The organism is Acidovorax sp. sic0104 (genome assembly GCF_019219095.1).
Taxonomy (GTDB): Bacteria; Pseudomonadota; Gammaproteobacteria; order Burkholderiales; family Burkholderiaceae_C; genus Acidovorax.
The window spans coordinates 225,471-239,764 of the sequence record NZ_JAHUWH010000001.1; the positions used below are offsets into that span (position 1 = coordinate 225,471).

Here is a 14,294-nt window from a genome sequence, read left to right on the forward strand (position 1 = left end):
CGCCGAGTATGGGGATGTCGGCGATCGGAACACACCAGGCTGTATCGAACTTACCATTCGGTTTTTCCGAATGAGAACAAAGCGCATGCTGAACTACCGCCACCTCTACTACTTCTGGATGGTTGCAAAGGAAGGCGGCTTTGCCCGTGCCGCGGACCGCCTGGAGATGGCCGTTCAGACCATCAGCGCGCAGGTGCGCGACCTGGAAAAGGCGCTGGGCCACCAGTTGTTCAAACCCTCGGGCCGCGGCGTTGCACTGACCGAAGCGGGTGCGGCCGCGTATGCGCGGGCCGAAGAGATCTTCGAGCTGGGGCAAGGCATCGCCAGCGAAGTGCGCGAAGCGGGCAGTGCCCAGGTCGCACGGCTCACGGTAGGCCTGTCCGACGGCATCTCCAAGCTGGCCGCGCACGCGCTGCTGGAGCCGGTGCTGGCCACGCCTCGCCTGCGCCTGGTCTGCCACGAGGGCGAGTTCGACGAGCTGCTCTCCGAACTGGCCCTGCATCAGCTGGACGTGGTGCTGGCAGGCCAGGCTGCGCCGCGCAACCCCCAACAGCGCCTGGCCGGCGAGCGCATCGCCCGCTCCGCTTTGCAGTGGTACGGACCGTCGTCGCTGGTCCGCAAGCAGGCCCGCGATGCATTTCCTCAGTCGCTTCAGGACCTGCCCGTGCTGTTGCCAACCGTCCATTCACCCCTGCGCGCCACACTGGACCTTTGGTTCGAGGACCTCGGCGTGCGGCCCCGGGTGGTGGGGGAGTTTGAAGACAGCGCTCTGCTGGCCGTGTTCGCTGCGCGGGGGATGGGCGTTTTCCCCGTGAGCCGGATGGGCGCCCAGGATGTGGCTCTGGTGCGGGGACTTCGCCTGTTGGGGGACTGCCCCGGCATCCACGAGGAAGTACATGCCATCTGGTCGCGCCGGGGGCAGCACCACCCGCTGGTGCGCCAGCTGCTCGCCTCCGCGCAGCAGGGCGGCGCGGCCTAGCGTGTCTCTCGCCACGCAATTGCGTGTGGCGCTTGGGGGTGCATTCGGGCGCTTCCGGACTCTTTCGGGCGCACCGGGGGTTGATCAGGCCGAAGTCCGGTTGCGTCCCGCCGCCTTGGCCCGGTACAGGCCGCCGTCGGCCGCTTCGATCAGCAGCCGCTCGCAGCCTTCTTCGTAGGGCCCAGCCATCGCTGCCGCCCCCACGCTCACCGTGACGCAGCCGAACGAACTGGCGCTGTGCGGCACGGCCAATGCCTCCACCTGCCTGCGCACCACCTCGGCCACCACCAACGCCCCATCGAGATCGGTGTGGGGCAGCACGATGGCCAGTTCTTCGCCGCCGTAGCGCGCCACCAGGTCTCCCGGCCGCTGGGCGTGTTGCACCAGGCAGCGGGCCACGGCCTGCAGGCAGGCATCGCCCTGGACATGGCCATAGGTGTCGTTGAATCCCTTGAAGTGGTCCACATCGATAAGCATCAGCGACAACGGCGCGCCCTCCCGGCTGGCGCGGCGGCATTCGGTACGCAAGGTGTCGTCGAAGCACCGGCGGTTGGCCAGGCCCGTGAGCTGGTCTTGAGCGGCCAGGGTTTCCAGCTTCTGGTTGACCCGCATCAGGTCTTCGCGCGCGGCAACCAGCGACGCTTCGGCGCGCGTGCGGCGGCGGATATCGATCAGCAGATGCCAGCCGATGACCGTGATGCCCACGAGCAGCGCGCCCACCACACCTGCGGTGAGGAAGGCCTGTCTCCGCCAGCCCTGAAGGACCTCGTCCCTGCCGACCGCCACGGTCGTGGTGACGGGGTAGCGGTCGCTCTTGCGGTAGGCATACAGCCGTTGGATGCCATCGATGCCCGATTTGAACGACGCCGTGCCGGACACGGCGCCCGTGTAGAAGCGCTGGAAGTTCGCGGACTTGGAGAAGTCGCGGCCCATGTCCTGCTCGCGGTACGGGTAGCGCACCAGCATCTGTCCTTCGGTCGTGGACAGTCCGATGGCTCCCTGCGTGCCCACGTCAACCTTGCCGAACTGCTCGAGAAAATTCCGGATGCCCAGGCTGACCACCACCACGCCGGCAAAGCGCCCCTGCCTGTCATCGAAGCGCCGGCTGACGGTGATGACCCAGTCGCCGGTGGAGCGGCTCCTGATTGCCGGCCCGATGAAGGCGTCGGTGGACGGGCTGCCCCTGTGGTGAGCAAAGAAGTCCCTGTCCACGCTGCTGGCCTGCGCTGGCACGGGGCCGGTGGAGGACATGAGCCAGCGGCCGGTGGCGTCATAGACGACCAGGCCGTTGAGCTGATTGAGCAGATGCTCCTGCCGGTCGATCAGGCGCTGCAGCCGCTGCAGATGCACGGGCCCGGTGCCGTCCTCTTCCAGCCGCTCCGCAATCCCCAGCAGCAACATAGCGCTCTGGGTGATGACACCATCCGTGTAGGTGTTGAGCGTCTGCGCCAGATTGAGGTTCTGGGTATCGGTTTCGTCCAGCGCATGCTCCCGCGCAGACCATATCTGCCACGCGGTGGTGGCGGATACCGACAGAACCACGACGATCAGCAGCAGCGCAGCCAGGCGAACATCACGCTTCATTCTTATCACTTCCCTCTCGCATCCGACCCTGTGTGCGCGCGAACACTGCCGTACAGGCAGACATTGCAACAGGTTACTCCCCCGGCGTGACTGGTTTCTCTTCTCCGACCCGTCCCCATCCTGACGAGCGACCGGGTAGAACGGGGACATTCATGCAGACGATGGATCAGGAAAAGGCGGCAATGTGGTGCAGCGTCAGTCCGGATGCCCCGCCGCGGAGGGCCGGTCCGCACCGGGCGTGAAGCGCTGCTCGGGCGGCGAGCCCGCCAGGCTCTGCGCAGGCCTTCTCAAGGTCGCATCGAAAGGATTGATCCGTGGCCCGATGGCCGCCGCCTCGCGCTTGAGCAGTTCCACCACGGTGGGCATGCGGTCGGCATTCAGCCGGTCGGCGATGGTGCCCACGCTCAGCGCCGCCACGGCACGGCCTTCGCGGTCGCAGATGGGAACCGCCACGCCAGCCATGCCTTCGAGCAAGCCCGTGTTGCGGCCAGCGTAGCCCTGCTGGCGCACGCGCTCGATCTCGGTGCGCAGGTACACCTCGTCGTACACCCCGTACTCGCGCACGCGCGAGAGATTGAAGCGGATGACTTCTTCGCGCTCGGCCTCGGGCAGGAACGCGAGGATGGCCAGCGCGCCCTGCCCCACCCCCAGCGCCACGCGGCCACCGATGTCGCCGGTGAACGAACGGATCGGAAAGGGCCCCTCGCTGCGGTCCAGGCAGATCGCATCGAACCCGCTGCGCGCCAGCAAAAAGATGCTGTCTCCCAGGCTGCCGCACAGCCGCAGCAGCGCCGGGCGGCACAGGCTGCGCAGGTCGCCCGGGTTGCCGGCGCGCGCAGCCAGGGCGAAGAAGTCCATGCTCAACCGGTAGAGCTTGCTGCGCTCGTCCTGTTCGACCATGCCTTCGGCCACCAGCGATTGCAGCAAACGGTGCGTGGTGCCCTGCGTGAGGCCGATGGCACGCGCCAATTGGGTGACCCGGCCGCCCTCGGCCTGGACGGCCACCAGGGCGCGGATGAGGGCAAAGACCCGGGGTACGCCACCCGTGCCTGCGGTTGCTGCTTCCATGCATCGTTCCTGCGGAATAAATGGGGTTCATTTTACCCTTGATATTCCAATCATCGGAATAATTTGAAGAAAAATTCTGATTAATGGAATACCCCGTGCGATCTGGTTCGGTTGTTGCAATAGAGTGAACTGAAAACGCCGGGCATCTCCACCCTGAACAATCCATGCACCGCGGCGGTGCAGCGGTGCCAAGGCACCTTGTTCGGCAGAGGCCGCCCGGCACAAAGACATCCATGCGCCGTGCCGCCAGAGCACGCGCCTGGCAAGAAACCGGAACCCGAAGAAAGGCCCCCATGTCCTTCCTCCAACTCACCAATGTGACCAAGTTCTACGGCGGCACCTGTGCGGTGCAGTCCATGAACCTCACGGTGGAAAAAGGCGAGTTCGTCTCCCTGCTCGGCCCTTCGGGCTGCGGCAAGACCACCACCTTGCAGATGGTGGCGGGTTTCGAGGCGGTGAGCAGCGGCCGCATCGAGCTGGCCGGGCGCGACATCACGCACGCCAAGGCCAACACGCGCGGGCTGGGCATCGTGTTCCAGAGCTATGCGCTCTTCCCGCACATGACGGTGGCCGGCAACGTGAGCTTCGGCCTGGAGATGCGCAAGGTGCCCAAGGCCGAGCGCAAGGACCGCGTGGCCCAGGCCCTGGCGCTGGTGCATCTGGAAAAGCACGCAGGCCGCTACCCGCGCGAACTCTCCGGCGGCCAGCGCCAGCGCGTGGCCCTGGCGCGCGCGCTGGTCATCGAGCCGCCGGTGCTGCTGCTCGACGAGCCCCTGTCCAACCTGGACGCGAAGCTGCGCGAGGAGATGCAGTTCGAGTTGCGCCAGATCCAGCGCAAGGTCGGCACCACCACGGTGATGGTCACGCACGACCAGAGCGAGGCCATGTCCATCAGCGACCGCGTGGTGGTGATGGAGGCCGGCCGTGCCACGCAGATCGACCACCCGCACCGCGTGTACGAGCACCCGCGCACGCGCTTCATCTCCACCTTCGTGGGCAAGGCGAACCTGGTGCCCGGCAAGGTGACGTCGGCGACCGGCACGCACACCCATGTGGGCGCCGGGCCCATCGAAGTGCGGGTGGAAGGCGCGCAGTTTCGCCCGGGCGCAGCCGTGCTGCTGAGCGTGCGACCGGAAAAGCTGCAACTGGTGCCTGCGGTGCAAGGCCGCATCGACGGCGCGGTGTGTGAGCGCTTCTTCCTGGGCAGCCAGTGGCTGTATCGCGTGGGCACCCCCATGGGCGACCTCATGGTGCTCGCACCCAATGACGGCCGCAGCGCACTCGATGAAGGCGAACGCACGGGCCTGGACTGGCCCGATCACTGCATGCGCCTGCTGCCTGCCGATGAAGCCACCGCAGAGGCCAGGCCATGACAGCCACTCCATCACCCCTGTCCGCGGCGCCCCACCCACTTCTGGGCAAGAAGGCCATGCCCTGGTGGCTGTCCGGGCCGGCGCTGTTGCTGTTCACCGTGCTGCTGCTGGTGCCGCTGGTGCTCACGGCGGTACTGTCGTTCAACGCGTTCGACCCGGCAACGGGGGCGAAGGCGGGCGAGTTCACGCTGGAGCACTACCGCCATGTGTTTGCCGACTCCTACTACCACGCGATCTTTTGGCGCACGTTCTGGATCGCCGGGCTGGTCACGCTGATCTGCGTGGCCATCGGAGCGCCCGAAGCCTATGTGCTCAGCCGCATGCGCAACCCGTGGCGCTCCATCCTGCTGCTGGTGGTGCTGGCGCCCTTGCTGGTGTCGGTGGTGGTGCGGGCCTTTGGCTGGAGCATGCTGCTCGGCCCCGAGGGGCTGGTGAATGCGGCCTTCGGCCTGGTCGGTATCGGCCCGGTGAAGATGCTCTACACCGAGATCGCCGTGGTGGTGGCGCTGGTGCACGTGATGCTGCCCTTCATGGTGATCCCCGTGTGGACATCGCTGCAGAAGCTGGACCCGGGCGTGGAGAACGCCGCGCTGTCGCTGCAGGCCTCGCCCTTCACCACGCTGCGGCGCATCGTGCTGCCGCAGGTGCTGCCGGGCATCCTGTCGGGCAGCCTGATCGTGTTCGGCCTCGCGGCCAGCTCGTTCGCCATTCCCGGCCTGCTGGGCGGGCGGCGGCTGAAGATGGTGGCCACGGTGGTGTACGACGAGTACCTGCACGAGCTGAACTGGCCGCTGGGCGCCGCGATTGCGCTGACGCTGCTGGTGGCCAACCTGGTGGTGATGCTGAGCTACAACCGACTGGTTGAAGGCCGCTACAAGAAGTCTTTGGGATAACCAAGATGCACAAGAACGGTCCCATCGCCCTCGCGTTCAACGCGCTCGTCATCGCCTTCATGCTGGCCCCGCTGCTGGTAGTGTGCATCGTCGCCTTCACGCCGCACAACACGCTGACGCTGCCAACCACCGAGTTCTCGCTGCGCTGGTTCAAGGCGGTGTTCGAGCACCCCGATTTCGTGCAGTCGTTCTGGAACAGCCTGTGGCTGGCCCTGGCATCGGCCACGCTGGCAACAGTGCTGGCCGTGCCTGCCGGCATCGCCATCACGCGCTACGACTTTCCCGGGCGCGGCTTCCTCAACGGCCTGTTTTTGTCGCCGCTCATCATTCCGCACCTGGTGCTGGGCGTGGCTCTGCTGCGGCTTTTTGCGCTGATTGGTGGCACGGGCAGCTTTGGCTGGCTGGTAGTGGCGCATGCGCTCATCGTCACGCCCTACACACTGCGCCTGGTGGTGGCGGCGCTGGTGGGGTTCGATCGCAGTGCCGAGCACGCCGCCCTGTCGCTGGGCGCGAGCCAGGCCACGGTGTTCACACGCATCACGCTGCCGATGATTCTGCCGGGCGTGACGGGCGGGTGGATGCTGGCCTTCATCAACAGCTTTGACGAAGTGACCATGTCGATCTTCGTCACCTCGCCCAGCACCGTGACACTGCCGGTGCGCATGTACATGTATGCCACCGAGTCCATCGACCCGCTGATGGCGGCCGTGTCGGCGCTGATGGTGGCGGTGACGGCGTTTGCCATGGTGCTGCTGGACCGCGTGTATGGCCTGGACCGTGTCCTCGTCGGACGGAAGTAGATGGACACGACTGCAATGACTGTGAATACCGCCTTGCTGCACCGCGTGGCAGAGACCACGCGCCACGCCGTGCCCTTCACGCTGGACGGGCGCCCCACCACGGCGCTGGAAGGCGACACTGTGCTGACCGCCATCCTCACCCAGCGCGCACAGCTGCGACGCAACGAGTTCAGCCATGAGCCGCGCGCAGGCTTTTGCCTGATGGGCGCCTGCCAGGACTGCTGGGTGACGACCGACAGCGGCGAGCGCCTGCGCGCCTGCAGCACCTTCATCACAGCCGGCATGGCGCTGCGCACCGAAGCCGCCGATGCGGCCACCTTTGCCATCGGGGGCCAGCCATGACGACGGCGCCTGCCTTGCAACCCGTGATCGTGGGCGCAGGCCCGGCCGGCATCCGCGCCGCGCAGACGCTGGCGGCGCACGGCGTGCGGCCGGTGCTGATCGACGAAGCCGCGCGTGGCGGCGGGCAGATCTACCGCCGCCCGCCTGCACATTTCACACGTGCTGCGGCCACGCTGTACGGCACCGAGGCTGCGCGCGCAACCGCCTTGCACGGCACGCTGGACGGCCTGCGCGCACAGATCGACTACCGGCCCGACAGCCTGGTGTGGAACGCACAGGGCGGCCTGCTGGACGTACTGCACGGCCCCACGCAGACCACGCGCACAGTGCCCTACGGCCAGCTCATCGTGGCCAGCGGAGCCACCGATCGCGTGCTGCCCCTGCCAGGCTGGACGCTGCCGGGTGTCTACACGCTGGGCGGCGCGCAGGTGGCGCTCAAATTCCAGGGCTGCGCCATCGGCAGTCGCGTGGTGCTCATGGGCACGGGCCCGCTGCTGTACCTGGTGGCCTACCAGTACGCCAAGGCCGGTGCCATGGTCGCAGCGGTGCTCGACACCGCGCGCTTTTCCGACCAGCTGGCCGCCGTGCCCGCCATGCTCACACAGCCTGCGGTGTTCGCCAAAGGCGTCTACTACGTGGGCTGGCTGCGCGCGCACGGCGTGCCCATCCACAGCGGCATCCGACCCGCACGCGTGCTGGGCGATGGCCGCGTGGCCGGCGTGGCGTGGGCCGATGGTGCTGGGCGCGAACACACGATCCAGTGCGACGCAGTGGGCCTTGGCTACGCGCTGCGCTCCGAAACGCAACTGGCCGACCTTCTGGGCTGCCGCTTCGCCTGGGCACCCCTGCACCGCGCCCACCTGCCCGAGCGCGATGCCACCGGCCGCAGCAGCGTGCAGGGCGTGTACCTGGCGGGCGATGGCGCGGGCATCCTGGGTGCCGACGCGGCGGAGTGGGCGGGGGAGCTGGCCGCGCTGACGCTGCTGCAGGACCACGGCATGGCCGTGGACGCAGCGCGCATGCAAACGCTGCAGGCCCAGCTCGGCCGCCTGGTGAAGTTCCGCCGGGGACTGGAACGGGCCTTTCCCTTCCCCACCGACTGGGCCGCGCAAGCGCCCGATGCGCTGGTGGTGTGCCGCTGCGAGAACGTGTCGGCCGGCGAGCTGCGCGCCTGCGTGCGCGAGTCTGGCGCCGACGAGATGAACCGGCTCAAAGCCCTCACCCGTGTGGGCATGGGCCGCTGCCAGGGCCGCAGCTGCGGCGTGGCGGCGGCCGAGATCCTGGCGCAGGCGACTGGCAAGCCCGTAGAACTGGTGGGCCGGCTGCGCGGTCAGGCGCCCATCAAGCCGGTACCGATTCACCTGCAGTCGCGGCAGGCCGCTGATGCGGGAGCCAGCGCATGAGCACCAGCCTCCCTCGCACCATCAAGACCGACGTCGCCATTGTGGGCGGCGGCATCGTGGGGGCATCCGCCGCGCTGGCGCTGCGCCGCAAAGGCGTGGACGTGGTGCTGCTCGAACGCGACCTGTGCGGCTCACGATCGAGCGGCGTGAACTACGGCGGCGTGCGCCGCCAGGGCCGGCCCTTGAGCCAGCTGCCGCTGGCGCAGCGCGCCCACCAGATCTGGGCGCGCCTGCCCGAGCTGATCGGTACCGACGGCGAATATGCGCGCACGGGGCACTTCAAGATCGCACGCAGCGAGGCGGACATGGGCTCTCTGGAGCATTACGCCGACTTGAGCCGTGACTTCGATCTGGGCATCGAGCTGATCGGCGGCGAGCGCCTGCGCGCGCAATGCCCATGGCTGGGCGGCAAGGCCGTGGGCGGTTCACTGTGTGTGGACGATGGGCAGGCCAACCCCCGCCTGGTGTCCCCCGCCTTCGCACTGGCGGCACGACGCGCCGGCGCCCAGATCCTCGAACGCTCGCCGCTCACGCGCATCGAGCACGACGGCCAACACCTTTTCACGCTGCATTCCGGCCAGGCGCTGCAGGTGCAGGCGCCCGTGGTGCTCAACTGCGCGGGCGCCTGGGCCGGCGCGATGGCCGAGCAGTTTGGAGAGCCGGTGCCCCTGCGCTCGGGCCACCCCGCGATGATGGTCACCGAGCCGCTGCCCTACTTCATGCAATGGAGCCTGGGCGTGGAAGGCGGCGGCATCTACTGCCGCCAGGTGGCGCGCGGCAACCTGGTGCTGGGCGGCGGCTCGGGCTTCTGGCTCGATGCCGACCGCGCCCGCTCGGAGCGCGGCGCCATCGCATCGCTCACGGAGCAGGCCATCGAGCTGCTGCCTGCGCTGAAGCACGCGCACTTCATCCGCACCTGGAGCGGCACCGAAGGCTACCTGCCCGACCGCCAGCCCGTGCTGTGCAAGAGCCGCACCACGCCCGGCCTGATCCACGGCTTCGGCTTTGCGGGCGCGGGTTTCCAGATTGGCCCCGCCGTGGGCGAGGTGCTGGCCGAACTGGCGCGCGATGGGCACACCAGCACGCCGATCGATGCGTTTTCTCTGGCCCGGTTCGATGTGCCGGACGCCGTGACCCCCTGACAACTCCAACCTCATCCCTGCACGCCCCTACCCCTGAAAGGAAATCACCATGACCTTCGCTCCCGCTCCATCGCTGCGCTCCACACGCCGCAAGCTCGCAGCCACCGCCATGCTGGCCGCGGCCGCCACCCTGGCCGCCGGCACCGCTGCGGCGCAAACCAAGACGCTGTACATCGGCATGAACGGCGGCACGATGGAAAAGGCGTACACCCAGTACGTCTTCCCCGCGTTCGAGAAGCTGTACGGCGCCAAGGTGGTGGTGGTGCCCGGCACTTCGTCGGACATCCTGGCCAAGGCCCAGGCCAACAAGGACAAGCCGCAGATGCACGTGATGTTCCTGGACGACGGCATCATGGTGCGCGCCATGGGCATGGGACTGTGCGAGAAGCAGCGCCCCAACCCGCACCTGAACGACATCTACCCGGCAGCCCGCTTCAAGGACGACCTGGCCAGCGGCGTGAGCCTGGGCATGACCGGCATCGCCTACAACACCAAGATGTTCACCGAGAAGGGCTGGGCCGCGCCCACCTCGTGGATGGACTTCGCGGACCCCAAGTACAAGGGCAAGGTGGTGTTCCAGTCCATGCCGTCTTCGTCGTTCGGGCTGCATGGCTTCCTGATGTTCAACCGCATCCAGGGCGGCAACGACAAGAACGTGGAGCCGGGCTTCAACAACTGGGCCAAGACCATCGGCCCCAACGTGCTCGAGTACATCCCGAGCTCGGCCAAGATCTCCGAGATGGTGCAGACAGGTGAAGCCGCGATGTTCCCGCTCACGCCCACGGCGGTCGCCGCGCTCAAGGCCAGGGGCATTCCGGTGGAGTACGCGCAGCCCAAGGAGGGCTCGGTGGTGCTCATGACCGGCCAGTGCGTGATCGCCAAGAACAGCGAGCCCGAGCTGGCGCAGAAGCTGGCCGAGTTTCTGCTGAGCCCGCTGGCGCAGGCCAACGTGCTGCAGTTCGGCGCGCAGATCCCCACCAACCCCAAGGCGCCGGCCGTGGGCGAAGGCGCAGCGCAGGTGGCGCAGATCAGCCAGTGGATGAAGAACGCCGTGACGCTGGACTGGGACAGCGTGAACGCGAACCGCCCTGCCTGGAACACCCGCTGGAACAAGACCATCGAGCGCTGAGCGAGCACGTGGCGCAGGGGGCGGCTGGCGCGTCGGCCCACACGGGCGGGCCGTTTGTGACAAAAATCACCGGCCCCGCCACACCCTGCGAAAGCAGGGTGTCTCAAACCGCTACTTCGACTTCAGAATCCGCCGCCTGAACACGGAATTCAATCGAAGAAGAGGGTCTCCACCATGAAACGCTGGATCAAATGGACTGCAGGCGGCGCGCTGCTGCTGGGCGTGATCGTTGCAGCCACCGCGGCCAGCGGCCTGTACCTGGCCGAACAGCGGCGCAACCGCTACATCGACATCAAGCCCCGCCCCGTGGCCTACACCACCGACGCGCAGACCATCGAACGCGGCCGCTACCTCTATGCATCGCGCGGCTGCACCGACTGCCACGGCGCGCAGGGCACGGGCCGCGAGTTCGTGAACGACGGCAAGGGCACGCGCATCGTCGGTCCCAACATCACATCGGCCGGCGTGGTGGGCCGCTACCAGCCGGAAGACTGGAACAGCGTGATCCGCCACGGCGTCAAGCCCAACGGCCGGCCCGTGATGGTGATGCCCAGCGAAGACTACAACCGCTTCACCAATGACGACCTCAACGCGCTCGTGTCGTACGTGCGCCAGTTGCCGCCACAGGACGGCACGGCACAGGCCGTGGTGGAACTGCCCCGCCCCGCATGGGTGCTGTACGGCCTGGGCGTGATCCCCGATGCGGCCGCGCGCATCGACCACCAGCTCGCGCCATCACGCCCGGTGCCGGCCGGCGTGACGCTCGCCAACGGACAGTACGTGGCCAACATGTGCATCGGCTGCCACGGTGCGACGCTGGAGGGCGGCAAGATCCCCGGCGGCCCGCCGGACTGGCCTGCAGCCGCGGACATCCGCCCTGGCAGCCAGCATGCCGACAGCGCCATGGCACGCTACCCCAGCGCCGCCAGTTTCATCGCCATGCTGCGCACCGGCAAGCGGCCCGACGGCACGCCCATCCAGGTGATGCCTTTCGAATCGCTGGGACAGTTGAGCGACACGGATGCGCAGGCGCTGTATCTGTACCTGAACGCACCGGCCGGCAGCGTGAAACAGGGCAGCGTGAGTGCCCCGGCACTGGGTGGTGACAAGAGCAGCGCCAACACCGTGCAGTCCGGGCCGGGCGGGCTCAGGCTGCCAGGTTGAGCGCAGGCAAGGTCTCCACTGCGCCGCATCGCCCCCACCGCTCGGGCTGAGCCCGTCTAAACCCTGCGCGGCCCCAGAGCAAGCTTGGCGTAGACGGTGTTGTCTTTTGCAGAACTCAGCTACCGGAGTGCGCGTGGGCTCCGTGTGATGCCGGCGCCTGGCTGTACGAGCCCATTGGCCCGCCAGGTGCATTGCCAGGCCCGCCCGGCGCAGCGGGCGGCGCGCGGCGCACGCGCGGCACCACGCTCAGCTGCACTGTGTCCAACACAGGGCCGGGCACCACGTTCAGCGACTTGCGTGGCAGATCCACGAGTTGTTCGGCATGCCACACCCGCACCTGGGCCGCGCCGTCCGGCACGGCAGGAAAACGCGCAATGCCGTCGTTGTCGGTCTTGAGCGTCCAGGCGGAATCGGTCACGAACACATGGCCGCGCATGGAGCCATGCAGGTGGCAGCCCAGCAGCACCACGCCGGGCGCATCGAGCTTCACGTCGGCGGAGTTGGCCGGCTTGCCGTCGGCCTTGCCTGCCAGGCGCAACTCGAAGTTCGTGCTGCTGGCAGCCGCTGTCCCCGGCGCGGCAGCCGGGGCCACGCCCGCGGGGTTGCCGCGCACGTGGTGATCCCAGCGGTCCTGGTTGGTAAAGCGCACCGTGGCACCCGCCGGCACGACCGTCACCGCCGGTATGAAGCGCATCTTTTCCTGCTCGATGGTCGGACTGGCCTGCAGCAGGCTGGGCTGCGCACCGGTGGTGGTGCCGGGGTAGACCACCACCACGGCGTCGGACACGGGCTTGCCGTCGCGGTCCAGCACCTGGATCTGCACATTTCCGGCGTTGGCGCTTGTCCACACAGCGGCAGCAGCTATCAAAACAATAGTATTTTTCATGGCGGTTCAACGGACGGTGATCACATCCCGGTGCATGGGGGCCAGCAGGGCCAGCAAGCGGTTTTGCTGGGCGAAGGGTATGCCCTGGGCATCCATGGCGCTTTGCAGCACCTCCACCAGGGCGTTGAAATGGCCCTTCTGGATATCCATGTCGGCATGGGCCGATTTCATGTCAGCGCCTTCGTATTTGCAAGGCCCGCCGCTGAGCTGGCAGATCTGGTCCGTCAGGCTCTCCTTGAGCGCCTGGGGTTTCACGTCCTTGAAATGGCCGCCGATGCGCGGGTCCTTGACCAGGCGGTTCACGAAATCGTCCATCAGGCGGGTGATGCCGGGCTTTTCGCCCAGTGCCAGGTACAGGCCGGGGGGGGCAGCTGCCGTGGTGGCAGCCGTGGCAGACGTGAGCGCGCCTTGCGCCATGGCGGCAGGGGCAGCAAGGCAGACCATGGCGGACAGGCCGAGGGCGACGAGGTGGTGTTTGTTCATCATGAGGTACTCCTGTGCGTCATTCGGAACGTCAGAACGCGACCTGGGCCGACAGGTAGTAGCCCGTCTGGCGGCGGTTGTTGGTGATGCCCGGCACGATGCGCCCCAGATCCACGTAGGCAAGCGTGAGCGACAGGTTCTTGCTGGGAGCCCAGGCGATGAAGATGTCCTTCCAGTCATCCTCGCGCAGCGCGGCGCCCAGGCCGGCGGCGGCGCCCAGCGCCTGCAGGTTGTTGGGCTTGAAGCGGTACTCGGCGCCCACGGCCAGGTTCCTGCTCAGCAGATAAGCGATGGAAAACTCGGGCTGCAGGCTGCGGCTGTTCTTGCCGGGTGCGGCCGAGCCGAAACCCAGCAGGCCGTTCTGGTTGGCGTTGGTGGAGCGCAGCGTGGCATTGAGCAGCAGGCTCTGCGACAGCAGCAGCTTGGTGGCGCTCACGTAGACGTCGGTGCCGCTGGTCCTGATGCCCAGAAAATCGAGCACTGAGCCGATGGAGCCCGGGTGGGTGCGCTTGTGCTCCAGGCCCACGGCGATCTGCGGCATGAGGCTGTCGGCGTCCAGGATGGCATCGCCTGCCACTTTCACCTTGATGCCCACCACGTCCATCCTGATGTGCTGGCCCGGGGCAACGCCGAAAGGCGCAATGCCGTTCAGGGCCAGCGCGGGCGAGGCGTCGAAATCCTGACGGGCCAGCGACAGCTCCACCCGGTCATGCAGGCCCAAGGCCACGCCGTAGCCCGTGAGGCTGTAGTCCTGCGTGGCCGCTCGCGTGGCATAGCCGCTGTAGCCAACCTCGCCCGCCGTGGCGTTCGTGCCGATCACGGCCCAGGGCGTTAGCCCGCCGCCGGCCGAGCCTCCGATGGTGCTGACCCCGCCGGTGAGCAATAGCTTGCCGGTGTCGGCCTGTGCCAGCGTGGCGCCCATCGCCAGCACCGCCAGCGCGGCGCAGTGGAGCTTGAGTTTCATCGTGATCTCCGGATGTTTGTAAGTGGATGTTGCACCTAACTTACGGCGCGTGGGGCTCACCGGATTCAAAAACGACAGAATTTT

Annotated in this window: 14 protein-coding genes; 9 read left to right on the plus strand and 5 right to left on the minus strand. The window is 67.5% G+C overall.

Going from position 1 to position 14,294, the window contains the following annotated elements:
* Positions 1-85: 85 nt before the first annotated feature.
* Positions 86-979 carry a LysR family transcriptional regulator gene (locus KW835_RS01075; RefSeq protein WP_218380433.1) on the plus strand — a complete coding sequence of 298 codons (894 nt, stop codon included), beginning with the start codon at positions 86-88 and terminating at the stop codon, positions 977-979.
* A gap of 84 nt (positions 980-1,063) precedes the next feature.
* Here KW835_RS01075 and KW835_RS01080 read toward each other — a convergent pair whose 3' ends face one another.
* A complete protein-coding gene (locus KW835_RS01080) occupies positions 1,064-2,563 on the minus strand; it encodes a sensor domain-containing diguanylate cyclase (protein ID WP_218380434.1) in 1,500 nt (499 codons plus the stop codon).
* A 195-nt stretch (positions 2,564-2,758) separates the two neighbouring features.
* On the minus strand, positions 2,759-3,631 hold the full coding sequence (locus tag KW835_RS01085) for an IclR family transcriptional regulator (RefSeq protein WP_218380435.1): 873 nt from the start codon (positions 3,629-3,631) through the stop codon (positions 2,759-2,761).
* 293 nt (positions 3,632-3,924) lie between these two features.
* Here KW835_RS01085 and KW835_RS01090 point away from each other — a divergent pair, with 293 nt between their 5' ends.
* The 8 genes from KW835_RS01090 (at position 3,925) to KW835_RS01125 (ending at position 11,877) form a co-directional block, all read left to right on the plus strand.
* Positions 3,925-5,004: an ABC transporter ATP-binding protein gene (locus tag KW835_RS01090; RefSeq protein ID WP_218380436.1), complete on the plus strand. Its 1,080-nt coding sequence runs from the start codon at positions 3,925-3,927 to the stop codon at positions 5,002-5,004.
* The gene (locus KW835_RS01095) at positions 5,001-5,897 is read left to right on the plus strand and encodes an ABC transporter permease (protein WP_218380437.1); all 897 of its coding nucleotides are present in this window, start codon (positions 5,001-5,003) and stop codon (positions 5,895-5,897) included. The genes KW835_RS01090 and KW835_RS01095 overlap by 4 nt, the downstream gene beginning before the upstream one ends.
* A gap of 5 nt (positions 5,898-5,902) precedes the next feature.
* Positions 5,903-6,697, plus strand: coding sequence for an ABC transporter permease (locus KW835_RS01100; protein ID WP_218380438.1), 795 nt, complete (start codon positions 5,903-5,905; stop codon positions 6,695-6,697).
* A 15-nt stretch (positions 6,698-6,712) separates the two neighbouring features.
* Positions 6,713-7,039 carry a (2Fe-2S)-binding protein gene (locus tag KW835_RS01105; RefSeq protein ID WP_218380439.1) on the plus strand — a complete coding sequence of 109 codons (327 nt, stop codon included), beginning with the start codon at positions 6,713-6,715 and terminating at the stop codon, positions 7,037-7,039.
* Entirely contained in the window at positions 7,036-8,442 is a 1,407-nt protein-coding gene (locus tag KW835_RS01110) for an NAD(P)/FAD-dependent oxidoreductase (RefSeq protein WP_218380440.1), read from the plus strand. Before KW835_RS01105 ends, KW835_RS01110 begins: the two co-directional genes overlap by 4 nt.
* Positions 8,439-9,584, plus strand: coding sequence for an FAD-binding oxidoreductase (locus KW835_RS01115; protein WP_218380441.1), 1,146 nt, complete (start codon positions 8,439-8,441; stop codon positions 9,582-9,584). Before KW835_RS01110 ends, KW835_RS01115 begins: the two co-directional genes overlap by 4 nt.
* Before the next feature lie 49 nt (positions 9,585-9,633).
* Entirely contained in the window at positions 9,634-10,713 is a 1,080-nt protein-coding gene (locus tag KW835_RS01120; protein WP_370633562.1) for an ABC transporter substrate-binding protein, read from the plus strand.
* Between the two features lie 174 nt (positions 10,714-10,887).
* Complete coding sequence (locus tag KW835_RS01125) at positions 10,888-11,877, plus strand: c-type cytochrome (protein WP_218380442.1); 990 nt, start codon at positions 10,888-10,890, stop codon at positions 11,875-11,877.
* A 115-nt stretch (positions 11,878-11,992) separates the two neighbouring features.
* On the opposite strand, the gene KW835_RS01130 is transcribed toward KW835_RS01125, so the two are convergent.
* From KW835_RS01130 to KW835_RS01140, 3 genes are read right to left on the minus strand one after another with little or no spacing between them, the layout of a single operon-like run.
* Positions 11,993-12,763 carry a plastocyanin gene (locus KW835_RS01130; protein ID WP_255593173.1) on the minus strand — a complete coding sequence of 257 codons (771 nt, stop codon included), beginning with the start codon at positions 12,761-12,763 and terminating at the stop codon, positions 11,993-11,995.
* Between the two features lie 6 nt (positions 12,764-12,769).
* Positions 12,770-13,246, minus strand: coding sequence for a group 1 truncated hemoglobin (locus tag KW835_RS01135; RefSeq protein WP_370633572.1), 477 nt, complete (start codon positions 13,244-13,246; stop codon positions 12,770-12,772).
* A gap of 31 nt (positions 13,247-13,277) precedes the next feature.
* Complete coding sequence (locus KW835_RS01140; RefSeq protein ID WP_218380444.1) at positions 13,278-14,210, minus strand: DUF3034 family protein; 933 nt, start codon at positions 14,208-14,210, stop codon at positions 13,278-13,280.
* Between the last annotated feature and the right edge of the window lie 84 nt (positions 14,211-14,294).

What these genes read in the sequence shown, in the direction of transcription:
- KW835_RS01125 (WP_218380442.1), top strand. Translation starts at nt 10,888, where the DNA reads ATGAAACGCTGGATCAAATGGACTGCAGGCGGCGCGCTGCTGCTGGGC.
- KW835_RS01095 (WP_218380437.1), top strand. Translation starts at nt 5,001, where the DNA reads ATGACAGCCACTCCATCACCCCTGTCCGCGGCGCCCCACCCACTTCTG.
- KW835_RS01120 (WP_370633562.1), top strand. Translation starts at nt 9,634, where the DNA reads ATGACCTTCGCTCCCGCTCCATCGCTGCGCTCCACACGCCGCAAGCTC.
- KW835_RS01075 (WP_218380433.1), top strand. Translation starts at nt 86, where the DNA reads ATGCTGAACTACCGCCACCTCTACTACTTCTGGATGGTTGCAAAGGAA.
- KW835_RS01135 (WP_370633572.1), bottom strand. Translation starts at nt 13,246, where the DNA reads ATGAACAAACACCACCTCGTCGCCCTCGGCCTGTCCGCCATGGTCTGC.
- KW835_RS01085 (WP_218380435.1), bottom strand. Translation starts at nt 3,631, where the DNA reads ATGGAAGCAGCAACCGCAGGCACGGGTGGCGTACCCCGGGTCTTTGCC.
- KW835_RS01100 (WP_218380438.1), top strand. Translation starts at nt 5,903, where the DNA reads ATGCACAAGAACGGTCCCATCGCCCTCGCGTTCAACGCGCTCGTCATC.
- KW835_RS01090 (WP_218380436.1), top strand. Translation starts at nt 3,925, where the DNA reads ATGTCCTTCCTCCAACTCACCAATGTGACCAAGTTCTACGGCGGCACC.
- KW835_RS01105 (WP_218380439.1), top strand. Translation starts at nt 6,713, where the DNA reads ATGACTGTGAATACCGCCTTGCTGCACCGCGTGGCAGAGACCACGCGC.
- KW835_RS01140 (WP_218380444.1), bottom strand. Translation starts at nt 14,210, where the DNA reads ATGAAACTCAAGCTCCACTGCGCCGCGCTGGCGGTGCTGGCGATGGGC.
- KW835_RS01110 (WP_218380440.1), top strand. Translation starts at nt 7,036, where the DNA reads ATGACGACGGCGCCTGCCTTGCAACCCGTGATCGTGGGCGCAGGCCCG.
- KW835_RS01080 (WP_218380434.1), bottom strand. Translation starts at nt 2,563, where the DNA reads ATGAAGCGTGATGTTCGCCTGGCTGCGCTGCTGCTGATCGTCGTGGTT.
- KW835_RS01130 (WP_255593173.1), bottom strand. Translation starts at nt 12,763, where the DNA reads ATGAAAAATACTATTGTTTTGATAGCTGCTGCCGCTGTGTGGACAAGC.
- KW835_RS01115 (WP_218380441.1), top strand. Translation starts at nt 8,439, where the DNA reads ATGAGCACCAGCCTCCCTCGCACCATCAAGACCGACGTCGCCATTGTG.